A 22,920-nucleotide genomic window follows, 5' to 3' on the forward strand; every position below is an offset into this window, starting at 1 on the left:
GCAGACGAGGTCTGAAGATGACTGAACCCGACGCTGGAGCACACGAATGTCGCTACGCCCGATCCGCGCCCTGCTCTCAGGCCTGCTTATCCTTGGTTTGAGCGCGTGTGCACTCATCCCCCATCGAGACCCGCTGACGATCAACGTCGTCGGTATCGAACCCGTTCCCGGGCAGGGACTTGAACTGCGCATGGCGGTCACATTGCGGGTGCAGAACCCGAACGAAACCGAGATCAACTACACCGGTGTGGCGCTGGATCTGGACGTGAACGGTAAGCTGCTCGCCTCTGGTGTGAGCAACCAGAAAGGCACCGTAGGACGCTTCTCCGAGGCGTTGCTGGTGGTGCCGGTCAGCGTGTCGGCGTTCGCCGCCTTGCGCCAGGCACTGGGGCTTAGTCAGAGCCAGCGTTTGGACAATCTGCCCTATACACTTCGCGGCAAGCTGGCTGGCGGCTTGCTCGGTACGATGCGCTTCAGTGACAGCGGCACGCTGGATTTGCGCCAGGCAGAGGGAGATCCTTGGTAACCAGTCATTACGGGTAGTAATGCCTGTCAGGGTTTGGCAGCGTAAACGGGGCGATACAGGTGGCATGCTTTCTGCTGGCTGACTGCTGAGCATGCTCCATGCATCCCCACCCTCAAGGAAGATTTGCCAATGACCCCGCAGAACCCGTCAGCACGTTTTTTCCCGACCTTTCTGGCTCTTGTGACGCTGATGCTCAGCCTGTGCATGGCACCGACATGGGCTGCAGAAAAAAGCGCCAAGCGCGGCATTGCCTAGGACATCGCCCTGCCCGCCGACCTGAGTGCGTTATCTTCGGGCGTGAGCTGGTGGTACAACTGGAGCCCCAAGCCCCACGACCGCCTGGCGTCCTACGACTACGCCTCAATGTACGGTGTGGATTTCATCCCGATGGTATGGAACGGCAACGTTGACGACGGTCAATTGAAGCAATACCTGCTGGCCCATCCCGCCATACGCTATTTGCTGGTGATCAATGAGCCGAATCTGCTCGACCAAGCCAACATGACGCCCGAAGCGGCGGCCAGCTTCTGGCCGAGGCTGGAACAGATCGCTGCCCAGACCGGCGTAAAACTGGTGGGGCCAGCGATGAACTGGGGAACCATGCCGGGCTACGGCGACCCGGTGTTATGGCTTGATGCCTTCTACACAGCCTATCGATCGATGAATCAAAATCGCGACCCGCGCATCGATTACCTGGCTTTTCACTGGTACGACTATGGTTTGCCAGGAATGCTCGATCGGCTGTCGAAGTACGGAAAACCCTTCTGGGTCACCGAGTTCGCCAATTGGCACGCCCTGGATGACGGTGCGCAGATTGATACGGTCGAAAAGCAGAAGCAGCAGATGGCCGAGATGGTCGCCACGCTTGAGCAGCGCACGGACGTGTTCAGGTACGCCTGGTTCACTGGCCGGATGAACCCGGACCCGCACTTTTCCAGCCTGTTGAACAATGAGGGTAAGCTGACCGAACTGGGCCAATACTACCTCTCGTTGCCGTATAACGAGTGACACTGCGTTGAGTGACCACAGGGTCTTCACAGCTGGCAAGCGAGGCTGCGCCAATCTCGGTCAGGCCACTGATGATGTGCTGGGTATAAGGAAATGACTGATCGGGCTCCAGGACTCTTGCGGAGATCAGAAGCCCCTCCCTGACCAGCGTGTCGACCGCTCCCACACAAACGTGGATGGCCGGGACACGGGCGTACGCGCGCACCAGCTCCCGGTAGATCTGACCAAACGTAAGCTTTTGGGGTTTGCTCAAGCACAATCGCTTGACGATGCTCAAGATCGCGAGGTCAACGCGTGGACATTCGTAACTCACCGCATTTGCCTTTAACTTAATGACGCCTGACGCGCAAAACAGTGGACACCCGATACCGTTCTTCCCGACCTGCACAACACACGCTCAACCTTAAATAAAGCCGTTCACAAAGCGTCAATTTTTGCGCACTTTTTAGAACACTCTATTTATTGAAGCGCATTCAAAAACAATCATTGAGCCCATCAATATTTTATAGAACCGCCCTGAATAGACTATTAGTCGCTTGTGTTTAACGCACGTAAAAGCGTCAGAATGCAAAGCTTACCAGACCACTAAACCTAACGACAATTAGGTTTACTAAAAAGCAATTAAAACCTAAAAAATACAAATTTTTTAACAATTAAAACCAATTTAATAGCGAAAATAGCTATTTAAACCTGTAAAAATCATCACCCCAATTGTTTTCGTCAGGAAAAACCTAATGAAAGCCAATTGACATCATTTAATAAAAATAAGGTTAGTAATACTTTATCTACCGGTGAACTTTTTACTGTCGCGTTGGACTTACTGTTCAGCCAAGCGATGTGTCATTGCGACAGCCGTCTGTTTTTCTCCTGCAAACCATTAATCGAGATGCAATCGATGACTAGAACCATGCTGTCTGTTTTCAGTGCAGTACTTTTGTGCGCGCACAGTGTCTGCGCACTGTCAGCGGACTCAACTTCCAGCACAAATGCCGCTGTGTCCGATCAACAGATCCGGACGCAGGTGGAAGCCAAGCGCGACCAGTTATCAGGCGCTGACAAGATCAACCCGGCTCAACAACAGAGTTCGTCGTCCCTGCTCGAAGCGCCAGTGGACACCGACGACGCCCCTGCCCAGGCACAACGACCATGAACAACCTCAATCAACCGATCACATCGACCGGAAGGACACTTGCCTTGACGCTGAGCCTGAGCCTGCTGACGTTCAGCGTCATGCAGGCCAACCTTGCGCTCGCCGCCGTGACCCCGGCGACCGGTAACGCAGTCGAAGCGCGCGTCAGCTCGATTCTCGACAACATGAACCAGTCGGAAAAGATCAACTTCACTCGCGTCGATGACGGCCACATGATCCCTTCCCTGCTCAAGTGGGGCATCAAGGGCACCGTGGCGTATGACTCGTCCATGGGCGTACACGTCAACAATGCCACGTTCGGTGCTCAGTACCCTTCGCAGTCGGCGCTGGCAGCGACCTGGAGCATCAACCGGGCCAAGGAATTCGGCCTGGCCATCGCTTATGAGACACGGATTTCCGGCGGCCAGCAGATGCTGTCGCCAGGCGTCAACCTGCACCGCACGCCCTACAACGGTCGTTCGGCAGAATATGTCAGCGGTGAGGACCCGTTCCTCGGCGCGGTACTGGCACCGGCCATTGTCAACGGCATTCAGGCCCAGGGTATCCAGGCCAGCGGCAAGCACTACCTGGCCAACGAGCAGGAAGCCAATCGTCAGGCAGTCGACATCAAGGTCGATGAGCGCACCCTGCGTGAACTGTACCTGCCGGGCTTCGAGTCGATGGTGAAGAACGCCAATGTCGCCTCGATCATGTGCGGTTTCAACAAGGTCAACGGCGACTATGCCTGTGAAAACCATCACCTGATCACTGAAGTGCTCAAGGGTGAATGGGGCTATCAGGGCATGGTCATCAGTGATTTCAACGCCATTCACGATGCGTTCAAGGGCGCATGGGCCGGTACTGACATCGACATGCCATCCGGCCTGCAGTTTACCGAAGCCAAACTGCTGCCTTACCTGTGGAGCGGGCAACTGACCCAGAACGTGATCGACGACAAGGTCAAACGTAATCTGCGCGCCATCGTCAGCTACGACCTCCAGGAAAACCTCAACACCGCCAAGACCCTGGAGCATCCCGAGTACGGCATGCGTGCTGCGCTGAATACCGCGCGCGAATCCATCGTATTACTGCGCAACGAAAACACCGCTGCGGGCAAACCGTTGCTGCCGCTGGCGCGCTCGGCGAAAATCGCTGTGATTGGCAACTGGGCCCACGATGTCCCTGCATCTCCTTTTGGCACTGCGAACTCGCCGCCCAACAGCTATGTAACCGAGCTGAGCGGCCTGCAGCAACTGGCGTCCAGCAGCTCCGATGTCACCTACCTTTCGGAAATGAGCCTGAATCCGGCCAGTTCGGTGTGGTATCAGCCAGCAACCGGCGACAACGGAATCAGCAACGCCGGGGTAAAAGCCGAGTACTTCTCCAACACCACCTTTTCCGGCGACCCGGTGCTGACGCGCGTGGAACCAGGCTTGAACCTGAACTGGACCACCGGCAGCAACGTCACCAACGCAGGCAGTACTGCGGTGTCTGGCTTCAGCCCGTCACCCGGGGCATTCTCGGCGCGGTTTACCACCACCATCAAACCAACCGTCTCGGGCGCTCAGGTGTTCAAGGTGTTCAAGGTGTTCAAGGTGTTCAAGGTGCGAGCAGACGGCCCTTACAAACTGTGGGTCAACGATGAACTCGTTCTGCAGAGCGATGGCGTGCCTTACTCCGGTGACGTAGTGAACGCGCTGACAACGTCGGGGAAAACCGCAGCATTGTCGGCTGGCAAGACCTACAGCGTGAAGCTGGAATACCAGCGTGTACAAGGCAACTTTATCCCTGTGCTGGGTAGCCTGACGGGCGTGCAGATGAGCTGGGCGTCGTTGCGTCCGCCAAAAGACCTGTCGAAATACGATGCAGTCGTGGTTGCTACAGGGAACACGTCCGAGAACGAAGGCGAAGGCTCTGACCACGGTTTCGATCTGCCCGATCAACAGGCTGAGCTGATCAGCTTCGTTGCCAAGGCCAACCCCAACACCATCGTCGTCATGCACGGCGGCGGCGTGGCCAACATGCAGCCTTGGGCAAACAAGGTGGGCGCTACGCTGCAAGCCTGGTTCCCGGGCCAGCAAGGCGGTCAGGCGCTGGCCGAGATCCTCTATGGCAAGGTCAACCCGTCGGGCAAGCTGCCGGTCACGATCGACAAGAAAATCGAGGATAACCCAAGCTATGCTTCCTATCCGGACCCGGCGGCCTATCGCGGCAACAACCCGCTGACCGAAATGACCTACAGCGAAGGCCTGTACATGGGTTATCGCGGCTATGACAAGAAACACGCCAAGCCGCTCTACCCGTTCGGTTATGGCCTGTCCTACACCACGTTCAGCTACAGCGACCTGAAACTGTCGACCAACGTGCTGACGCCAGGCTCGACAATCGACGTTAAATTCACCGTGACCAACACCGGTGACAAGGCAGGCTTCGAAGTGGCACAGCTGTATGTGCAGCCGGTCAAACCTGCGGTGGACCGTCCGGAGAAAGAGCTCAAGGGCTTCACCAAGGTGTACCTGCAGCCCGGCGAGAGCAAGACTGTCAGCGTACCGATAGACTCCCGCTCCCTGGCCTACTACGTCGACAAGACGGCAAGCTGGGACGTGGACGCCGGGAAGTTCAAGATTCTCGTGGGGGCAGACTCGGAGAACCTGACCCTCAACAGGACGCTGATCACCCTGTACCCGGAAAAACTGACCACTCGTGACAGCAACCCGCTGCCACTGCCACTGCGCAAGGCAGTACAGGTCAGCGCGGCACAGACTTACTGATGCACCCCGTCAAGGCTCAGGGATGAGCCTTGACGTCCCTGCCCAGACGCTGCACGTAGATATCGAAAACCGCCATGACATCGACGTCTTGCGGGCTTCTCAGCCACTGAATCTGCAAACCGTCCATGACCGAGAAGATTTCCTGGGCCAGGGCTTTGACATTGATGTCGGCACGCACCTCCCCCGCCTCTATCAACGCGTGCAAATGGCCGCGTGCATGCTCATGGGTCAGCTGGAATCGCTCGCGGTGCCATGTCCACGCAGGGTGCGACTTCGACAGGCTCTCGGTATTCATCAGCAGTGCCGCCTGACACTCGTCAGCATTCTCGATACTGAAGCTCATGCTCAGTTTCAGAAATTTCAGAAACCCTTCAAGCGTCGGTTCGGTCACCAGATCCTGGAAGCGTGACGTAACCCGCTGATCCCTGCGCTCCAGCAACGCAGCGAGTAAGGCTTCCTTGTTGGGGAAATGGTGCAGCAAGCCGACGGTGGTGATGCCGGCAAGCAATGCAACCTCGCGCATTGATGCGCTCGAATAGCCGTCCCTGGCGAAAACAACCGTGGCGGCATCCAGCAAAGCCTTTCTGCGCATGTCGCCCTTGGGCGCACGACGGCGCTTGGGCGCAGCTGTTTCTTCGGATTCATTCCCTGATTCTTCGATAACCATAAAAACCTGATAACGCCTTGATTCAATGTACCCCGATGCTGGAAACCGGGGTCCTGCTGGTGAAAAACCGCTTCGCTGTCAGTGAAGCCGTGGTGATGGAGATCAGCGCAATGATCGCATTACCGGTAAACATGCCAGGCAACGCACCGCTGCTGCCAAACCAGTGAATGCCGGCGAACACGAAGGGCACGGTACCCGCCGTTGCCCTGAGCCAGGCAAACACCGCTACCCACCATGATTTGTTCATGGTCATGAATACGGCGATGGCGACGAAATCCAGACCAATCAAAACCCAGAGACCGCCGCCCCACAAGCAAAAGGCCATGAACACAGCGCGGGCCTCGGCTCCCAGCTGGTAGAGATCGGCAATCATGCCGCCACACAGCACCAGCATCAACCAGACTGCCAGCCCGTAACAGACCACCAGCCGTCGAGTAAAGATGACCGCAGAGCGCACGCGATCGTCGCGGTTCGCACCAATATTCTGGCCAAGCACCGGGGCCAGCGCGCCAGGCAAAGCAAAAAAGGCGCAATACGAAAACTGCAGGACCCGATCCAGCACCGCCATGGCGGCCAGGGCGGAGGTGCCGAATGCCGAAAGCGAGGCGACAAGATAAGCCAAACCGACCGGCGTCGCCAGATTCGCCGCCATGGCAGGAAGCGCAAGCCTGAAGGTACGCACGGCATGCAGGCGCAGCAGTTTCAGATTGCGCGTGAAAACCATCCCTATGCGGCTGCGCACCCAATACAGCCCGATGGACGCGGACACCGCTGCCGATATGGCAAAGGCGATGCCTGCGCCGTTCAGCCCCAGGTCCAGCACAAAGATAAACAGCGGGTCTGCGACCGCCAGCGTGGCTGCCGCTGAGAGCACCACTGCCAGCGCCCGACGGTTATCACCGGTGGTTCTGAGCATCTGCGCCGACATCTGCATCACGGCCTGTAGCACGGTAAAAGGCAGTGTCAGCCAGATGAAACTGCGCGCCGCCTCGTAAGTGGCCGCCTCGGCCCATAGCCAGTGGGTAATCGGCACCACCAGCGCCAACTGTGCGGCAGACGCCAGACCGGCGACCATGACCACCATCAGCATGAGGCTGCCGGTCAGTCGAGGTATGGACTTGACCGCGCGATGGCCGATGCGCTCCGACAACACCGAAGTCGCAGCGATGATCACACCGGTCACCAGCGCGCTGTTGAAAAAAATCAGCACCTTGGCGATGCCGACCGCAGCCAGAAGCACAGGGTCATGCAACATCGAGACATAGACCAGCGTCAGTATGTCGACAAGAAAAATCGCAAACAGGCTCAAGGCACTGGTACTGGCGGTGATGACGATGTGGCGCGCTACGCTGCCCTGGGTGAATCTTGCGCTGGCTTGGGCCATCAATGTTCTCAAAAGGCCTGAATCAGCCCGGCATGCAAGGCATTCCCATGCGGGGGGCATGAGGAACGGAAATTTGTAACCGTCATGCCAACGCTGGCACGAGCAACGATCACCGCCAAATGCGAAGGCCGCTGTCGCAGGCTACTTGCTCGCCGCTACCAGACGATTCACTTCACTGCGAACCATGTTGGCGTATTCCGGCGGGCTCATCGTGTCCAGTTCGGAACGTACCCATTCGGACCACTTGCCCTTGCGCTTCGCGCGCTCGCCCATCAAGCGTGCAGCTTCACTCTTGGCCTTGCCCAGATTGCTCTGCCAGAGGTCGAACAAACGGGATTTCTCGTCTTCAAGAGCGGTACGTTCGGGGAGCGGCCGATTGGCCAGATTGAAACTCATCACAGTCACCTACGGCTAAAAACGACTGCATCTTACACCCGTAAGGGGCGTTACCTGCAGAGTCTTGCGTCGGCTCATTCAAGCAATTGCAACTTTTCAGGATGCGCGAGACTCCATTGATCACTGTTGCCATCACTTGAAAGGAAGATACCCATGGCTCGTAAGACCCCTGCTCAACAAGCTGCCGATCAAATCAAGGATCAGGCATTCAGTGACCTGCAGGCACTGATCGAAGAATCCGACAAATTGCTCAAGGAAAGCGCTGCGCTGGTCGGCGAAGAAGCTGAAACGCTGCGTGCACAACTGAGCCTCAAGCTGAAGCAGGCACTGGACTCGATGGCCAGCGTGCGCGACCGCACCAAACCAGTTGTTGAAGCGACCGAAACCTACATCGGTGGTCACCCGTGGCAAACCGTGGCTATTTCTGCTGGCTTCGGCCTGGTAGTCGGCCTGTTGCTGGGTCGTCGTTGATCGACAGCCGCTGATGAGAAGCATCGCGGGCCTGGGTACGGGCCCGCAATGCTTGATGCTGTTGTAACGATGGTGTAGGTCTGATGAATTACCTTAAGCGGGCGTGCTGTACCACCGACGGCTCGGCAAACCGGTGGGATTTGCTCACTTTGGCCTGCAACAACACGCGCTGTTCCTCGGCTTGGGCCTGGCTGTCATAAGGTCCGATCAATAATTGCTGTTTACCGTCGATATCCACGATGACCGGGGCATAACTGCGTTCCAGCAGCCAGGCACTGGTATCGCTCACCGCTTCGCGCGAATTCATCTGAATGAACCACTGTGGCGTGGAGACCGGAGCAGTAACCACCGCATCCTAGGCTTTTTCCCTGGCGGGCGCACTCGAGCTGCCTGCATCGCATCCGGCCAGAGCCAGCACCACTATCATCATTACCGTCTTGCGCACGTAGGTCTGCTCCTCGTCTGAAGTGGCGCGAGTCTAACATTCCCGCAACGCCCGTTGATGGACTGTGTCGAGGTGTCGCATGCCCGGCCAAAGGGCTTTGGGCACTGGCCATGCGCTGTTCTCGCAACAATCAGTTATATTTTTTGCGATCACTGGTCATGTGATCAGATATTTCTTTGCATATAAACGCAACATGAAGTGTCAAACGCCTGCGACCATGTTGACCGATGGCTTGCCGCCGTTGGTGCATTAGAACAGGAGTTCATCATGTGCGACGACCGTAACCCCCTGCATTGCTTCATTCCGCCTTATATGCTCGAGCGTATGGCGCAATCCCCCAAGACTCTGGTCAGCGCCCGGGCCATTGCCAACCTGACGAGCAGCTCGGCGTTCCTGGCATCACGACTTTCAGCCCGAACCATGCCCTCCATGCACGCGATCAAATCGCCTGACGGTCGAAAGCACCGCGTGATTCACGATGCCAAGGGAACCGACGATCTTCCCGGCACTGAGGCTCGCAAGGAAGGCCAGGCCCCGACTGGTGACAAGGCAACCGATGAAGCCTACGACGGTTCCGGCGATGTCTACGATTTCTACGCAGAACTGTTCGAGCGTAATTCGCTGGACGACAGTGGCATGTCGCTGGTGTCTACGGTGCACGTCGCCGAGGTGGACTTCAATGGCGACCACGTACCGCTGAGTAACGCCTACTGGAATGGTAGCCAGATGGCGTATGGCGACGGCGACGATCTGGTCTTCAAGCGCTTCACCGGCAGCCTGGAAGTGATAGGCCATGAACTGACCCACGGTGTGCAGAGTTTCACCTCGAATCTGGATTACCGCGGGCAGTCCGGAGCCCTCAACGAGCATTTCGCCGATGTCTTCGGCATGCTGGTGCGTCAATGGAAACAGGGCACCAGCGCCGCCGAGTCGGACTGGGTAGTCGACAAGGAATTGCTAGTGCCCGCTCCTACGCGACGGGGTATTCGCGATATGGAAAAACCGGGCACCGCCTATTCCAACGATCCGGACCTGGGCGATGATCCGCAACCGTCAACGATGGCCGATCTGTACACTGGCGCCAAGGACCGCGGCGGCGTACACATCAATTCGGGCATCCCCAATCGGGCGTTCGTGCTGGTCGCCAAGGCGTTGGGCGGAAATGCCTGGGAAGTAGCGGGCAGAATCTGGTATGAAACGATGCTGGAGCTGGCCTCTGACAGTCAGTTTGTCGACTGCGCCAGAGCCAGCATAAAAATCGCCTCGGATTCACGCTTCGGCCCTAAAGCCAAAAAAGCCGTACAAGCGGCCTGGAAGGAAGTCGGGGTCAAGGTTTAGCCGAACACAAAGGTGCTTGAAATGAAAGTCTGTCTAGTGCAATCCGGCGGCTTTGCGGGTGCCGTCAAACGCTGTGAAGTCGATACGTCCACCCTTGAGCAGCCGGAAGCCGAGCAACTGCAGCGGCTGGTCAGTGACAGCGGCCTGAATCAGTCCAGCAGCGCGTTCAATGATCAGGCGCGGGATCTGAATCAGTACGAGATCACCATTGAGGATGAGGCCAGAGAAATCTGCCTCACGTTTGACGAACACAACGTGCCAGCGTCCGCCCGCCAGTTGCTAGGGTTCCTCAAGCAACGCGTAAAGCCCGGCAAGCTCTAGGACAGGCCTGTTTGAAAACAATACGGCGACCGGTGCCTTGCAGATGACTGTAAAAGGCATCGGTTGCTGACATATTCTCCACCCTTATTCCTGCATGTGCTCCCGCATGGAATAATGGCGCTATGACATGTGAACCACCCACCGCTATCGCGGTCAATGACGTGTACCAATACGTTGGCATGGACTGTACAAAAAAAAACGCTTCACACTGCCATTAACGAGGTATCTTTTCGTGCTTCGCGTTCTCACCCCTTACCTCTGCAGCAATGGCGTCGATGAGCACTGTGCATCCTACTGAACACTCTCCTGGCCTGATCATTTGCGAGCATTGCGACTCGCTGTACGAAGCGCAACCGCTGAAGCCCGGTGAAGCAGCGTTCTGCCTGCGTTGCGAGGCACTGCTCGGGCGCGGCCACCGAATGACCATCGAGCAGTTACTGGCACTGACCGTCGCTGCGGCCATGCTTTTTGTGTTCGCCAACCTGTTTCCCGTGATCAGCATCAGCATGAAGGGCCTGACCAACGAGGTCACGCTCTGGCAATCGGTTGAAGCCCTTGCTCAAGGGCGAATCACGATCATTGCGCTGGTCGCCGGCCTTTCGATTATCTTTGCGCCGCTTTTGCAGATCGCCTTGCTGTTCTGGGTGTTGGTACACGCGCACAAAGGCGTCATCGCGCCCGGCTTCAGGGCCTGCATGCGCGCTCTGGAACACCTGCGGCCGTGGAGCATGCTCGAAGTGTGCATGCTCGGTATTCTGGTGGCGATCATCAAGCTGTCCGGAATGCTCGACGTGCATCCCGGCGTCGGGCTGTGGGCCATGGCCATGCTGATGGTGCTGATTCTGCTGATCGCCAACAAGGACATCCGCAGGTTGTGGGATGAACTGGGAGTGCCGCCGCAATGAACGGCATTCCCTTCGCCCGTGAACACAAGCTCTGCCTGTGCCATACCTGCGGTTACGCCTGCCAGGAGGACGCTACGCGCTGCCCGCGCTGCGACTCACCGGTACACAGACGCAAGCCCAACAGTATCAGCCGCACCTGGGCTTATCTGATTGCCGCACTGATCTTCTATATCCCGGCCAATGTGCTGCCGGTGATGTACACCAACCTGCTGGGCAACCGCAGTGAAAGCACCATCATGAGCGGCGTACTGGAGTTTTTTGAAAGCGGCTCCTGGGACATTGCCATCCTGATCTTTGTCGCCAGCGTTCTGGTGCCCTGTATCAAATTTCTGGTGCTGGGCATGCTGCTGATCACGTGTCAGCGCCGCAGCACCTGGGCGATGCGCGAGCGCGCACGTCTTTACCGTTTCATCGAGCTGATAGGCTACTGGTCGATGCTCGATGTGCTGGTTGTGGCCCTTGTGGCGTCTCTGGTTCAGTTTCGCGAGCTCAGCACCATCGAGCCGCGGATCGGTATTCTGTTTTTTGGCTTGGTAGTGGTGATGACGATGTTCGCCGCCATGAGTTTCGATCCCCGGCTTATCTGGGACGCAGAGGTTGAAGATGTCTGACAATACCCTCCCCCCGTCTGCTTCAGTGCCACGCCCTGAAGTCAAACGTCGTCGCCTGCGCGTCTCGCTGATCTGGCTGGTGCCGATCGTTGCAGCGATCATTGGTGTATCCATGGCTTTGCATGACTGGATGAACATCGGCCCGAAAATCACCGTGAGCTTCCTGACCGCAGAAGGCCTTGAGGCCAACAAGACCCAGGTCAAATACAAAAACGTGATCATCGGCATGGTTACCGATATCACCCTTAGTGAAGACCGTACCCATGTACTGGCCAGCATCGACCTGAACACCAGCGCCGCGCCGTTCACGAGAATCGACAGCCAGTTCTGGGTGGTGCGACCGCGCATCGGCGCGCACGGCGTAACGGGCGTCGACACGTTGCTCTCAGGCGCTTTCATTGGTGCCGACGCGGGCAGCTCCGAGGAGACCAAAACCAGCTTTACCGGCCTGGAAACACCGCCACCGGTCACTTTCGGTGAAAAAGGCAAGCGCTTCAAACTGCATACCGACGACCTCGGCTCTCTGGACATTGGCTCACCGATCTACTATCGACGCATTCAGGTCGGTCAGGTGGTTGGCTACGAGTTGTCCAAGGATGGTCGCGGGGTCGATATTCAGATCTTCATCAACGCACCAAATGATCAGTACATCACCACCGACACCCGTTTCTGGAATGCCAGCGGGGTCGACATCACGGTTGGCGCGTCAGGGGTGAAGGTCAATTCCCAGTCGCTGACGTCGATCATCTCCGGCGGCATTGCCTTCCGCGAGCCCAACTGGAGCCCGGACTCGAAACTCGCCGACGAGAACGCCGAATTCAAGATATTCGATGATCAGGCCACCGCGCTGGCTCCGCCCGACGGCGAACCGCGCTATATCCGCATGCGCTTCAATCAGTCGCTTCGCGGGTTGACGGTCAACGCAGCGGTAGACTTTCTGGGCGTCAATATCGGCAAGGTGGTGTCGGTCGATCTGGATTACGACCCTGCCACCAAGACCTTCCCCGGTATCGTGGGTGCAGTGATTTATCCCAAGCGCCTGGGTGCGGCCGAGTCGAAACTGCAGGAGCTCGGCGGCAAGGGCGATGAAGAAGAACAATCCGCCAGAGTGCTGGGAGCGTTCGTCGCCAACGGCCTTCGCGCTCAAGTGCGCAACGGCAACCTGTTGACCGGCCAGTTGTACATCGCCATGGAATTCGATCCCAAGGCACCGAAGGTGGCATTCAATGCCAAGGCCCGTCCACTGGAAATCCCGACCGTACCGGGCAGCTTCGACAAGTTGCAGGAGCAATTGCAGGCGTTCGTCGAGAAGCTCAGCAAACTGCCGATCGACGACCTGGCGAAGAATCTCAATGGCAGCCTGAGCGAGCTGCAGAAAACCCTCAAACAGGTGAACATCAGTGTGCTGCCTCAGATGCGTGGCACCTTGCAGCAGGCTGAAAAAACGCTGGGCACCGCCAACGATTCATTCGCTGAAGATTCGCCTGCGCGTCAACAATTGGGCCAGGCGCTGGATGAAGTGCAGCGCACCGCTCGTTCGGTACGAGTGCTGACTGACTTCCTCAGCCGCCATCCAGAATCGCTGATTCGCGGTCGCACGGGCGATGCAGCCCCACGCTCGTTCAACGCCCCGTCCTCATCCCGAGCCATTGATCTGGAGCCAAAACAATGACCTTGCGCCTGAAACTGGCGGTACTTGCCGCAGCCCTGGGCCTGGGTGCCTGCACATCGACGCAGACCCACTATTACACCCTGATTGCGCCCATGGGCGCGGCCAGCAGCGTAGCGGCCAGACCCATGCCGTTCCAGTTCGAGATGCTGCCGGTCTTGATGCCGGTTCAGGTTGACCAGCCGCCACTGGTGGTTCGTCAGGGCAACGGCAGCCTCGCGATTCTGGATACCGAACGCTGGGGCTCGCCGCTGGGCGATGAGTTTCACGATGCGCTGACGCCGCAACTTGAACGTCATTTCGGCAGCCGCGACATGGCCGGTCTGCCGAAAAACAGCGATCAACCGGTGCTTTCGGTCCGTACAGATGTACGCCGCTTCGAGTCGATGCCTGGCAATTATGCGTTGATCGATGTGGTCTGGACGCTCGGGCTTCGCGATGCAGGCGCCACCGCCGGCAGCAAGCGGCAAAGTCTGACCTGCAGCAGCGTGATTCGCGAACAGGCCGGCGAAGGCATGGAAAATCTCATCATCGCCCATCAGAAAGCCGTGTCCCGGTTAGCTGACAAGATCGCCGCAACTGCCGCCAGCTGGACCGCGCAACCTGCCTCTCGTTGTTTGTAGGTCGGTCGGGAGGTCCGGTTAAAGACCTCCCGGTTTCAGGAAATATCGCTGCTGTAAGCCTCTCAAAGCCGCCGTTTAAAAGCGTTCAAGTCCGTACAAAAATGTATCACCCTGTTTAATTCCTACGTACACTCTACCGCCTGTCTGGCACGTTAGTACCTGATCGGCCCGAATGCTCAGTTTTCCGGGCCTGTTGGAGTGCCTTATCGATCAGTGCCAGTAACGCTTGTTAACCCTGATGTGTGGCAACAAGCCTTTGGCTTGCAGCGGACAGTCTATCGAGGACAAACGGATGACAGGGATCGGAGCACGGCTGAAAAAGGAACGTCTGCGCCTCAAACTTTCGCAAAGCGCACTGGGCGCGATAGGTGGCGTGGAAACCAACGCTCAGGGCAACTACGAAAACGGTGTTCGCTCGCCTCGGGCAGACTACCTTTCCAGCGTCTCGAATGCGGGCGTGGATGTGGCCTACGTGGTGACCGGTCTCAGCTCACCCGCCGTCACAATTTCGAATAGCCAGGCCTGCGCTCCTCTCAACCGCGTTGTTGCTCGCCTGCACGGCAACCTGCACGACGTGACTCAGAACCTGTACCACGTGACCCGCTTGATTGAATCAAATGCAGGCGAAAGCAACGTCGACAGCGACCAGCTGGAAAACATCAAGAACGACGCAGAAGCCATTACGGTTGCGACCGTTCGGCTGATCTACATGACCTCGAAGTTGAAGTGACGCAGAGCATGTAGTGTGCCGCCAAGGCGGCTCATTGCGCCGCAAACGCCTTGTCCCTGAGTTTTTCCATGACCAGCGCTATGAATGCCGACACCGCAGGCGGCAGATGTTGCCGACTGGGATAAAGCACATGCAGACCATGACTGGTGCGCTGGTACTGCGTCAGTACCGGCACCAGTCTACCATCGCGCAAATCCGAGCGGATGAGCGTCGCGGGCAATAGCGCAATACCAAGCCCTGCCAGGGTCGCTTTACGCAATGCCTGCGCGGTGTTGGCATTGAATCGGCTGGCCATCTGCACCTCATGCATCTTCGCGTCCGGCCCGAGCAACCGCCAGACAGTGCTCCCGCCGGGATGCGCCGTGCTGACGCAGTAATGCCCGTGCAGGCTCTGCAGGGAATCAGGCATGCCGTGAGCGGCGATATACGCCGGGCTGGCAACCATGCTGTCATGCCCCTCTTCGATCAGTTGTCGCCCTACGTAGCCCGAATCCTGCAAGGGGCCGCCGCGAAACGCGATGTCCAGCCGGTCAGCGAGCAGGTCGGCGCGCTCATCGCTGAGCACGAACTCCAGCTGAACCCGAGGATATTCGGCAAGAAAATCAGCCACCCACTCCATCGAAAAGAAATCGAAGAAATCCGCCATTGCGGCGATGCGCAGCCGACCGCCAGGTTCTTCTCGATGTGAAACAAGTTGCTCTGCGGCATCCATCAAACCATCGACAGCGTCCACACAGCGTTCGTGGAAGTCTTCACCTGCCTGGGTGAGGACCAGCTTGCGTGTCGACCGATGCAACAATCGAGTGCCCAGCTGTATTTCCAATTGCTGAACCCTGCGGCTGACCGTATTGGAAGGCATGCCCAGATGCCTTGCCGCCTGCGCAAAGCTGCCGCTGCGCACGACCTGCACAAACAGGGCGACATCGTTGAGGTCAAGCGCCAAGGGGTTTATTCCTTCCATTTATGGATGAGTCCAAACCAACTATACCGACTAATCAAGTAATCCACAGAGGCTTATTCTTTGTGCTCAGGCATCAAGGCCTAGAGGACAACGCTATGAACACCATCGTCAGCATTCAGCCACGCGCCATCACCCATCGCACCAGCGGCAAAAGCCGAGGGCCTATCACTCGCCTGATGAGCCCTGGCGATCTGGGTCAGTTATTGAAGCCTTTCGTATTTCTTGATCAATTCGACTTCAAACCCGAGCCGGGAAAAAAAGGCTCCGGCATGCATCCACACTCAGGAATTGCAACGCTGACCTATATGATCGAAGGCGAAATGGCCTACGAAGACACCACCGGTAAATCAGGCATATTGCCCAACGGTGGTGTGGAATGGATGAGCGCGGGCAATGGCGTATGGCATGACGCCCAGCCGGTAAGCGATGCGCCGATTACAGGCTTTCAGCTATGGATAGCCCTGCCCGCAGCGCAAGAGAATGGCCCTGCACACAGCGTTTATCTGGCGGCGTCGCAGGTTGCGCGGCAAGGCCCGGCACAGGTGCTGCTGGGGCGTTACGGTGCAGCACAAAGCAGCATACCTGCACCACAGGGCATGAATTATCTGGCCGTAAAACTGAAAGACGGCGAGCACTGGCGCTACACGCCGCCCGCAGGTCATAGCGTCGCCTGGCTGGCGATCAACGCCGGACACCTCGACGCAGGCGGCCCGATCAGCGCTGGCGAACTGGCTATTTTCGAGGAATCGGATCGCCCTATCGACTTCGTCGCAAAAGGCGATACCCATTTCGTGCTGGGGTCGGCAGTCAAGCATCCGCATGATCTGGTCACCGGCTACTATTCGGTGCACACCAGTAAGGCCGCGCTTAATCAGGGCGAACTGGAAATAGAGCGAATCGGCGCAGTGCTGCGCGAGCAAGGCAGGCTCTGATTGAGCAGCCGCCTCCTGTTCAAAAACCGGCTACGTACTCATCTGGACAGCGGCGCACTGGAACCGATACTTGAGCCTAGGTGGCAGCGCCTCACCTGGCCGTATCTGTACTATCCAGAACGCCGCTACCTGCCCTCGCCGCTCAGGGCTTTTATCGACTAGCCCATAGCAGCAATCGGGCGCACGCCATGGCGCGCCGGTGCTGCCATGGCGAACAACTCATCAACGCGTCTGACCTCCTCCGCACTTGGCTTGATCGCAATGGCGCACGCGACAAAAATGCCCGCATTGAAGATCAGGCCGATGATGCCGCTGGTCAACGAACCCAGTGCCGGAATGTCATCGGGGTAAATTGTGGTCAGCACAATCGCGATAACAATACCGACCAGCATGCCGGCAATCGCGCCTTGCTTGTTGCCACGACGACTGAAGACCCCGAAGAACAGCGGCACGGCCAGCTGGATGATGCCCTGATAGGAAATCTGTGCCAGCAGTTGCAGGCGCGCGTAATCGAAGGTCAGGTACGCCAACAGCGACGCCGCCGCGATGAAAACCACCATGCCCACCTTGGCGAGAACAGTCTTCTCGCGATCACTGCGCGGCTTGCTCCAGGTCGCCAAGTCATTGGCAAACTGTGTACCGCACACCTGAACGCAGCCGTCGACATGGCCGATGCTGGCCGCCAGGACAATCATGATTGCCAGCCCCAGCAACCACGGCCCGCCGATATCGAACAGTGACAGGAACCAGCCATGCTGCGGATGCGCGGCCACGTTGGGGTCCTGACTGATTGCCGCGGCGAACAGCATCAGAATGCCATAGAAGCCACCCACCAGCATGATGGTCAGGAGTGTGCCCTTCTTCACCGAACGCACACCGCTGGCGGTATAGATACGCTGAAAGCTCATGGGCCAGCACATTGAGCCGATCACCCCGGTAAAGATCAGGCTGAACATGTACATCGGCCCATACGTGCTGCCTGCGCCACCCGGAATCACCAGCATGCTGGCGGGCAGTTGCGACAGGTTGACGAACGACGCCTGAGCACCGAACAGCAGGAAAATGCACAGCGCGGCACACAGCACGTAGGCAATCAGCCCCTGATACATGTCGGTCATGATCAGGCCGCGCATGCCCATGCTCACCGTCCAGTACTGCCGAATCAGGATCACCACCACCCCGACCAGCAGGCAAGTCGTCACGCCCCAACGGCCGAAACTGGCGAACTGAAAAAGAGTCGCGAGGGCCTGAATGCCCATCACCACCCAAGGGAATACCGAGATGATGCCAATGATCGAAGCAATGCGTTTGACCACCGGGCTGTTGAAGCGCATGCCCAGCAGATCCGGCTGGGTGGTCAGGTTGAAACGCTTGCCCCAGGTCCAGGCACGATTGGCCATCAGGTACATGGCGGTCACGCCGAGCGTGGCATAGACCATACCGTAAAAGCCCAGCGCGCCACCGACAGACAGTGCAAAGAACGCAGTAAAAGTCGCACCCGGCCACCACGAGTTGGTGTAGCACATGGCGATGAACCAGGGACCGTAGGAGCGACCGCCCACCGCGTAGTCGGAAAAGCTCTCGCTCTTGCGATTGGTCGCGTACAACACGGCAATCATGCCCGCCAGGAACACGCCGATCAGGCCGAAGGTGATGTAAAGGTCCAAAACTGTAGTCGTGCTGATCATTGCCCGTCCCCCTCTTGTGGAATTTCACCCAGCAGAGACTCGACCACGTACAGCATCCACAGGCCCAGCCCCATGAGCACGGCGATCAGAATCCAGTAGAAGATCGGCAGTGGCACACCGAGCACCAGCGCGGTGCTGCCACTGACCTTGAGGTAGAACGGCGGAAACAGCGCCATCATCAACAGCGCGAAGAAGTACAGGCCAAACACCAGATTTTTCAGGCGGCCGGGATTTTCAGAAGACGGAACGTTACTCATGGAGTGCTCCTTGAATTTCAGGATCTGGCTATGGATAAGTGATCGGATAAAACTCAAGCAGGAAAAGGAACACGCGGTCACCCGCTACTTTTTTATTATTGGAGTGCTTGTTACAGGTATGCTTGGAGAGGACGGGTCATGCCTGTCGCAACCAGGTTTCCCATTGCGAATCATTGATGATGCTGCGCGCGCGCATGTGCTTCCAGGTGCCGTACTTGTAAAAGTCGAAGTCCAGTTGCGACACGGCGTGCTGGACCATTGCCCAGGTTGACCATTTGATATCTGCCAACGCCTTGTTCAGCTTGATCCGCGCTACGGTTTGCGCGCTGACCTGACCGAAATAGTCCTCGATCAGCGCCAGTTCCATCTCGTCACTGAAAAACATCTCGCCGAACCACAGCGCCAGTTCGTAATGGCGATCGTTATTGGAGGCGTACTCGAAATCCACCAGGCGAATCTGACGCTCCGCGTTGAGCATGAAGTTGCCTGCCAGCGTGTCATTCATGCACGGTGCCAGGTCAATTCCGGAAGCTTGCAGCGCAGCTTTTGCGCGCTGATATTGCAGGCACAACCAGTCGTCATCCTGGGGCTTGATGCCCTTGAGCTCGGCCACTTGGCTCTGGTGCTCGGCAATCATGTCGAACACGGTCTTGGTCTGTTTCAGCAACGGCTGATCGTTGAACGCCTTGAGCCCGTGCAGAGCGCCGTGGCGTATGTCGCGCTGCAGGAAGTCATGATTGGACGATGCCCGCCAGCCCTCCATGAACTCGAACACTTCGACACCGAAAGATTCGAGGAACGCAAACACCGGCGCACCGTAGCCGGTTTGCGCCGCTTTCACACTGGCCTCGTGGGCGGTGTGGCGGTCAATGAACATTTCTGTGCCGGCACCCGGCACCTTGAAGAAGTACGCCGTGTCGGCCCCCTCGACCTCAACCCGCCAATTAGTGTTGGAGATACCACCGCTGACCGGCTCGTAGCCGACGCGCCGCCCCTGCCAACTGTCGATACTGCGCACCGCAGCTTCCAGTTGTCGTTCCTGGGTACTGACAGACTGCCCTAACGTTTTCATGCTCTACCCTCCTGAACCTGACGCATCCAGCCTTCCAGTCGCGGGTCCTGAACACACTGCCGGCAACGCAGCAGCGTCCATTGACCGACCTTGGAAAACTCCAGTGGCCGCACGGACGTCGTACCTGCCCAAAGCCCCCACAATGTCCAGTACCAGTCGTTGATCAGCGCATACAAGCGGCAGACGGCATAGTCGACTTCCAGACACTGCCCCGCCCATGCGCTGATCCCTTCGCGCCACTGGCTTTCAAACGAATAAAGCTCGTTGAGGGTAATCGCAACGTCGTACCAGGGGTCCATGCAGCCGCCGTAGTCGAAATCCACCAGGCGCAACCGGCCTTCGCTTGAAACCATCACATTGCTGGCAACGCCGTCACCGTGCAGCGGCACCGCCTGCACAGAGCGGGTCTGCAATGCCTGCCAGACCATGTCAACGCAGCGGTCAATCCATTGGTGTTCTGCGGGCAGTGCAACGTTGTCACGTTCGCAGAGTGTGCGAAGGCGCTCGATATCCATCATCGGCGAGCACACAACATCAGGCACAGGCCCGACATGCACCAGCCGCTTCAGCGCCCACAGCGCCTGAAGGCGGCCCGGCGCGAGCAGGTCATCGAGCCGGGCAGCACGCCAGTCCAGACCCAGGTCCTCGAAAATCAGCACACCGCAGGCCGCGTCTGCGCCAAGCAAGCGCGGTGCCGCGCCGCTGCGGCCTGCGCATTCACTGGCCTGCGCCGCCTTTTCGAAATCAATCAGTTGCGCCATATCGGCATGCAGCACCTTGGCGTAAACAGCGCCCTGTGCACCGACCACTCGAAAACCCGTCCATTCGGTCGACAGCCTGGAGGGCGATGCCACGCCCTGCGTAACGACCTCGGTGTGCGCGTTCGCATCCAGCCCGCAGTTTGCCAATGCGCCGAGCAGGCGTGTGGTCAGGTCGTCAGCATATGACATGGTCAGCCCTCAACGAAACGAAGCGGATGAGGTGCAAGCCCGATACAACAGCCCGGTCAGCATGCGCAAACCGTTGCGCATGTCCTGATCGCTGGTGTATTCGGCCTCGTTATGGGAAACGCCATTGCTGCTGGGGATGAACAGCAGGCACACCGGGTAATGGCGGTTCATGCTGATCGCGTCATGACCGGCGACCGTCATGCTGTCGGCGGTCGACAGGCCCAGCTCGCCGCCTACTACGTGCGCCAGTTCCGCAAAACCGTCATGCAGCCTGGCGGGCGGGCGCAGTACGCTGCTTTCCACCTCAAACCCGGTCATGGTCCTGTCGGCGATGGTGTGCAACGTTGCGTCCAGGCGTTCACCTGCCGCGCTCAGCAGACCGACATCGCGGGAGCGGTACTCGATCAGCAGGGAGACCCGGGAAGGCACGACATTGGGTGAATTGGGGTACACCTCGATACGTCCTACCGAGCTATGCATCTGCAAGCCATGTTGCCCGGCTTCGTCGCGCACCGCCGTGATGGTGTGTGCGGCGGCCAGCAATGCGTCACGGCGAGCGGCCATGGGCGTAGGGCCGGTATGATTCTGCTCGCCATCGAAACGCACCCGCCGTTTCAACGCGGCCCAGGTTTCCCGGACCACGCCGATTGCCGTATGGCTGCTTTCCAGGCCAATGCCTTGTTCGACATGAATTTCGACGTATCCGGCAATGTTCAAATCAACCTGATCATTACCCAGATAACCTATGGCTTGCAGCGCATCCTTCAAACGGATGCCATCGCCATCGCGGCTTTCCCAGGCATTTTCCAGGGCCAATGCCCCGGTAAATACACCGCTGCCGATCAGGCTCGGCTGAAAGCGGGCTCCCTCCTCGTTGGTCCAGTTGACGACGGCCAGATTGCAGGCAGGTATTTCACCGCGTTCACGCAGTTGCCGCGCCAGACTGGACACCGCCACGGCAGCGGCAAGCACGCCGTACACACCGTCGAAACGACCCGCGCTCGGCTGGCTGTCCAGATGTGAACCGCACAGCAGATAAGGCGCCTGGGGATCAAACGTCATAAGGCCGAACAGGTTGCCGATCGCATCGACACGCACTTCAAAGCCGTGCTCTTTCAGCCAGTCCCGAAACAGGTCGCGTACCCGGCCGTCTTCAGCCGATGCCGCCAGCCGGTGCAAGCCACCCGCAGGTGTTGCACCAATGGCCGAGCTTTGCCGAAACAGTGCTTCGAATGCCGCCAGATCAGCTGCACCTGGCTCGATCAATTCAGGGATAGAGGGTGTCGACATGATCTTTCTCCAGGCGTGTCACAAACTCGTCGGATAACGCGCGATTGGTGACCAGGGTGGTGATCGCGGCGAACGGAAGAGTATTGATAAAGGTGCGATGACCGAACTTGCCATCATCAGCCAGCACAACACTGCGCGCGCAGTGCCTGACCAGCGTCCTGCGCAACATGGCTTCCGGCTCCTGGTAATCCATCAGCCCCAGGTCCAGATCAATGCCGCCGATACCCATGAAGGCGATGTCGTAATGAAACTGCCGGGCGAACTCCAGCGTGTGCGGCCCGATCAAGGCGTTGTCGGTACGCCGCACATCGCCGGGCGCAACCAGCACCTGATTGTCGCTTTGGTGCGATATCAACTGGGCGATGTCCAGCGAATTGGTGATGATCTTCAACTGGCTGAACCGCGTCAGTTGCTGGGCCAGCGCCAGCGTCGAAGTACCGGTGTCGAGGAAGATCGCCATGCCTTCGCTGACCAGTTGCGCAGCGCGGGCAGCAATACCTGCCTTGGCGCGGGGCTTGAGCCTGCTGCGTTCCTGCAAAGGCAGTTCTTCGCTGGATCTGGGCAGAATCGCGCCACCGTGAATTCTCCTTAATCGGCCCTCTTCTTCCAGATACTTGAAGTCGCGGCGAATGGTCTCTTCGGACACGAACAGCAATTGTGCAAGGTCCGACGCCTTGACACGCTGCTGTTGGGCGAGCAGGCGCATGATTTCGTCCAGGCGCGGCTGATTGAGCATGGGGGTGGCATTCCGTTGCAAAGTAAGAACTCCAGTGTCC

At 58.1% G+C, this 22,920-nt stretch carries 22 protein-coding genes and 4 pseudogenes; 14 read left to right on the forward strand and 12 right to left on the reverse strand.

Annotated elements, in window-relative coordinates; translation table 11 throughout:
- The first annotated feature begins 46 nt into the window (after nt 1-46).
- Nucleotides 47-526 carry an LEA/WHy family protein gene (locus tag LJU29_RS13450; protein WP_044345140.1) on the forward strand — a complete coding sequence of 160 codons (480 nt, stop codon included), beginning with the start codon at nt 47-49 and terminating at the stop codon, nt 524-526.
- 189 nt (nt 527-715) lie between these two features.
- Nucleotides 716-1,534 (forward strand): annotated as a pseudogene (locus LJU29_RS13455) (glycoside hydrolase family protein).
- A 37-nt stretch (nt 1,535-1,571) separates the two neighbouring features.
- On the opposite strand, the pseudogene LJU29_RS29320 reads toward LJU29_RS13455, so the two are convergent.
- Nucleotides 1,572-1,889, reverse strand: a pseudogene (locus LJU29_RS29320) (hypothetical protein); the annotation flags it as partial.
- 552 nt (nt 1,890-2,441) lie between these two features.
- On the opposite strand from LJU29_RS29320, the gene LJU29_RS13460 reads away from it, so the two are divergent.
- Nucleotides 2,442-2,684, forward strand: a complete 243-nt coding sequence (locus tag LJU29_RS13460; protein WP_005756590.1) for a hypothetical protein — start codon at nt 2,442-2,444, stop codon at nt 2,682-2,684.
- The gene (locus LJU29_RS13465; RefSeq protein WP_257112653.1) at nt 2,681-5,434 is read left to right on the forward strand and encodes a beta-glucosidase; all 2,754 of its coding nucleotides are present in this window, start codon (nt 2,681-2,683) and stop codon (nt 5,432-5,434) included. The genes LJU29_RS13460 and LJU29_RS13465 overlap by 4 nt, the downstream gene beginning before the upstream one ends.
- 16 nt (nt 5,435-5,450) lie before the next feature.
- On the opposite strand, the gene LJU29_RS13470 is transcribed toward LJU29_RS13465, so the two are convergent.
- The 3 genes from LJU29_RS13470 to LJU29_RS13480 all read right to left on the reverse strand — a co-directional run bounded on the left by LJU29_RS13470 (nt 5,451) and on the right by LJU29_RS13480 (nt 7,881).
- The gene (locus LJU29_RS13470) at nt 5,451-6,101 is read right to left on the reverse strand and encodes a TetR/AcrR family transcriptional regulator (protein ID WP_057423467.1); all 651 of its coding nucleotides are present in this window, start codon (nt 6,099-6,101) and stop codon (nt 5,451-5,453) included.
- A 22-nt stretch (nt 6,102-6,123) separates the two neighbouring features.
- A complete protein-coding gene (locus tag LJU29_RS13475; protein ID WP_257112655.1) occupies nt 6,124-7,485 on the reverse strand; it encodes an MATE family efflux transporter in 1,362 nt (453 codons plus the stop codon).
- A gap of 141 nt (nt 7,486-7,626) precedes the next feature.
- Entirely contained in the window at nt 7,627-7,881 is a 255-nt protein-coding gene (locus LJU29_RS13480) for a hypothetical protein (RefSeq protein WP_002553235.1), read from the reverse strand.
- A 153-nt stretch (nt 7,882-8,034) separates the two neighbouring features.
- On the opposite strand from LJU29_RS13480, the gene LJU29_RS13485 reads away from it, so the two are divergent.
- Complete coding sequence (locus LJU29_RS13485) at nt 8,035-8,352, forward strand: ElaB/YgaM/YqjD family protein (RefSeq protein ID WP_002553234.1); 318 nt, start codon at nt 8,035-8,037, stop codon at nt 8,350-8,352.
- A gap of 88 nt (nt 8,353-8,440) precedes the next feature.
- Here the strand turns inward: LJU29_RS13485 and LJU29_RS13490 are convergent.
- A pseudogene (locus LJU29_RS13490) lies at nt 8,441-8,797 on the reverse strand (hypothetical protein).
- 267 nt (nt 8,798-9,064) lie between these two features.
- On the opposite strand from LJU29_RS13490, the gene LJU29_RS13495 reads away from it, so the two are divergent.
- The 7 genes from LJU29_RS13495 to LJU29_RS13525 all read left to right on the forward strand — a co-directional run bounded on the left by LJU29_RS13495 (nt 9,065) and on the right by LJU29_RS13525 (nt 14,994).
- The gene (locus tag LJU29_RS13495) at nt 9,065-10,135 is read left to right on the forward strand and encodes a M4 family metallopeptidase (protein WP_257112656.1); all 1,071 of its coding nucleotides are present in this window, start codon (nt 9,065-9,067) and stop codon (nt 10,133-10,135) included.
- Nucleotides 10,136-10,156: 21 nt separating this feature from the next.
- Nucleotides 10,157-10,456, forward strand: coding sequence for a protealysin inhibitor emfourin (locus LJU29_RS13500; RefSeq protein ID WP_002553232.1), 300 nt, complete (start codon nt 10,157-10,159; stop codon nt 10,454-10,456).
- 275 nt (nt 10,457-10,731) lie between these two features.
- The gene (locus tag LJU29_RS13505; RefSeq protein WP_004664884.1) at nt 10,732-11,361 is read left to right on the forward strand and encodes a paraquat-inducible protein A; all 630 of its coding nucleotides are present in this window, start codon (nt 10,732-10,734) and stop codon (nt 11,359-11,361) included.
- Entirely contained in the window at nt 11,358-11,972 is a 615-nt protein-coding gene (locus LJU29_RS13510) for a paraquat-inducible protein A (RefSeq protein WP_005756572.1), read from the forward strand. Before LJU29_RS13505 ends, LJU29_RS13510 begins: the two co-directional genes overlap by 4 nt.
- Nucleotides 11,965-13,644: a PqiB family protein gene (locus tag LJU29_RS13515; protein WP_257112659.1), complete on the forward strand. Its 1,680-nt coding sequence runs from the start codon at nt 11,965-11,967 to the stop codon at nt 13,642-13,644. Before LJU29_RS13510 ends, LJU29_RS13515 begins: the two co-directional genes overlap by 8 nt.
- Nucleotides 13,641-14,264 (forward strand): PqiC family protein, encoded by a 624-nt coding sequence (locus tag LJU29_RS13520; RefSeq protein WP_004658604.1) that lies wholly within the window; start codon nt 13,641-13,643, stop codon nt 14,262-14,264. Before LJU29_RS13515 ends, LJU29_RS13520 begins: the two co-directional genes overlap by 4 nt.
- A 292-nt stretch (nt 14,265-14,556) precedes the next feature.
- On the forward strand, nt 14,557-14,994 hold the full coding sequence (locus LJU29_RS13525) for a helix-turn-helix domain-containing protein (RefSeq protein WP_002553227.1): 438 nt from the start codon (nt 14,557-14,559) through the stop codon (nt 14,992-14,994).
- Nucleotides 14,995-15,025: 31 nt separating this feature from the next.
- Here the strand turns inward: LJU29_RS13525 and LJU29_RS13530 are convergent, their stop codons facing one another.
- Complete coding sequence (locus LJU29_RS13530; RefSeq protein WP_257112667.1) at nt 15,026-15,937, reverse strand: LysR family transcriptional regulator; 912 nt, start codon at nt 15,935-15,937, stop codon at nt 15,026-15,028.
- Nucleotides 15,938-16,050: 113 nt separating this feature from the next.
- Here LJU29_RS13530 and LJU29_RS13535 point away from each other — a divergent pair, with 113 nt between their 5' ends.
- Nucleotides 16,051-16,887, forward strand: coding sequence for a pirin family protein (locus tag LJU29_RS13535; RefSeq protein WP_257112668.1), 837 nt, complete (start codon nt 16,051-16,053; stop codon nt 16,885-16,887).
- Between the two features lie 15 nt (nt 16,888-16,902).
- A pseudogene (locus tag LJU29_RS13540) lies at nt 16,903-17,049 on the forward strand (LysR family transcriptional regulator); the annotation flags it as partial.
- Here the strand turns inward: LJU29_RS13540 and LJU29_RS13545 are convergent.
- The 6 genes from LJU29_RS13545 to LJU29_RS13570 form a co-directional block, all read right to left on the reverse strand.
- The gene (locus LJU29_RS13545) at nt 17,046-18,575 is read right to left on the reverse strand and encodes a sodium:solute symporter family protein (RefSeq protein ID WP_054996274.1); all 1,530 of its coding nucleotides are present in this window, start codon (nt 18,573-18,575) and stop codon (nt 17,046-17,048) included. The pseudogene LJU29_RS13540 and the gene LJU29_RS13545 overlap by 4 nt on opposite strands.
- Nucleotides 18,572-18,832, reverse strand: a complete 261-nt coding sequence (locus tag LJU29_RS13550) for a hypothetical protein (RefSeq protein WP_004664870.1) — start codon at nt 18,830-18,832, stop codon at nt 18,572-18,574. Before LJU29_RS13550 ends, LJU29_RS13545 begins: the two co-directional genes overlap by 4 nt.
- Before the next feature lie 136 nt (nt 18,833-18,968).
- Nucleotides 18,969-19,904, reverse strand: a complete 936-nt coding sequence (locus LJU29_RS13555; RefSeq protein ID WP_122321952.1) for a choline kinase family protein — start codon at nt 19,902-19,904, stop codon at nt 18,969-18,971.
- Nucleotides 19,901-20,854 carry an aminoglycoside phosphotransferase family protein gene (locus tag LJU29_RS13560; RefSeq protein ID WP_057453559.1) on the reverse strand — a complete coding sequence of 318 codons (954 nt, stop codon included), beginning with the start codon at nt 20,852-20,854 and terminating at the stop codon, nt 19,901-19,903. The genes LJU29_RS13555 and LJU29_RS13560 overlap by 4 nt, the downstream gene beginning before the upstream one ends.
- A 9-nt stretch (nt 20,855-20,863) precedes the next feature.
- The gene (locus LJU29_RS13565) at nt 20,864-22,144 is read right to left on the reverse strand and encodes a M20 family metallo-hydrolase (protein ID WP_122321950.1); all 1,281 of its coding nucleotides are present in this window, start codon (nt 22,142-22,144) and stop codon (nt 20,864-20,866) included.
- Nucleotides 22,122-22,880, reverse strand: a complete 759-nt coding sequence (locus tag LJU29_RS13570; RefSeq protein WP_002553219.1) for a DeoR/GlpR family DNA-binding transcription regulator — start codon at nt 22,878-22,880, stop codon at nt 22,122-22,124. Before LJU29_RS13570 ends, LJU29_RS13565 begins: the two co-directional genes overlap by 23 nt.
- Nucleotides 22,881-22,920: the final 40 nt, after the last annotated feature.

The organism is Pseudomonas ficuserectae (assembly GCF_024584585.1).
GTDB classification, from domain to species: Bacteria; Pseudomonadota; Gammaproteobacteria; order Pseudomonadales; family Pseudomonadaceae; genus Aquipseudomonas; species Aquipseudomonas amygdali.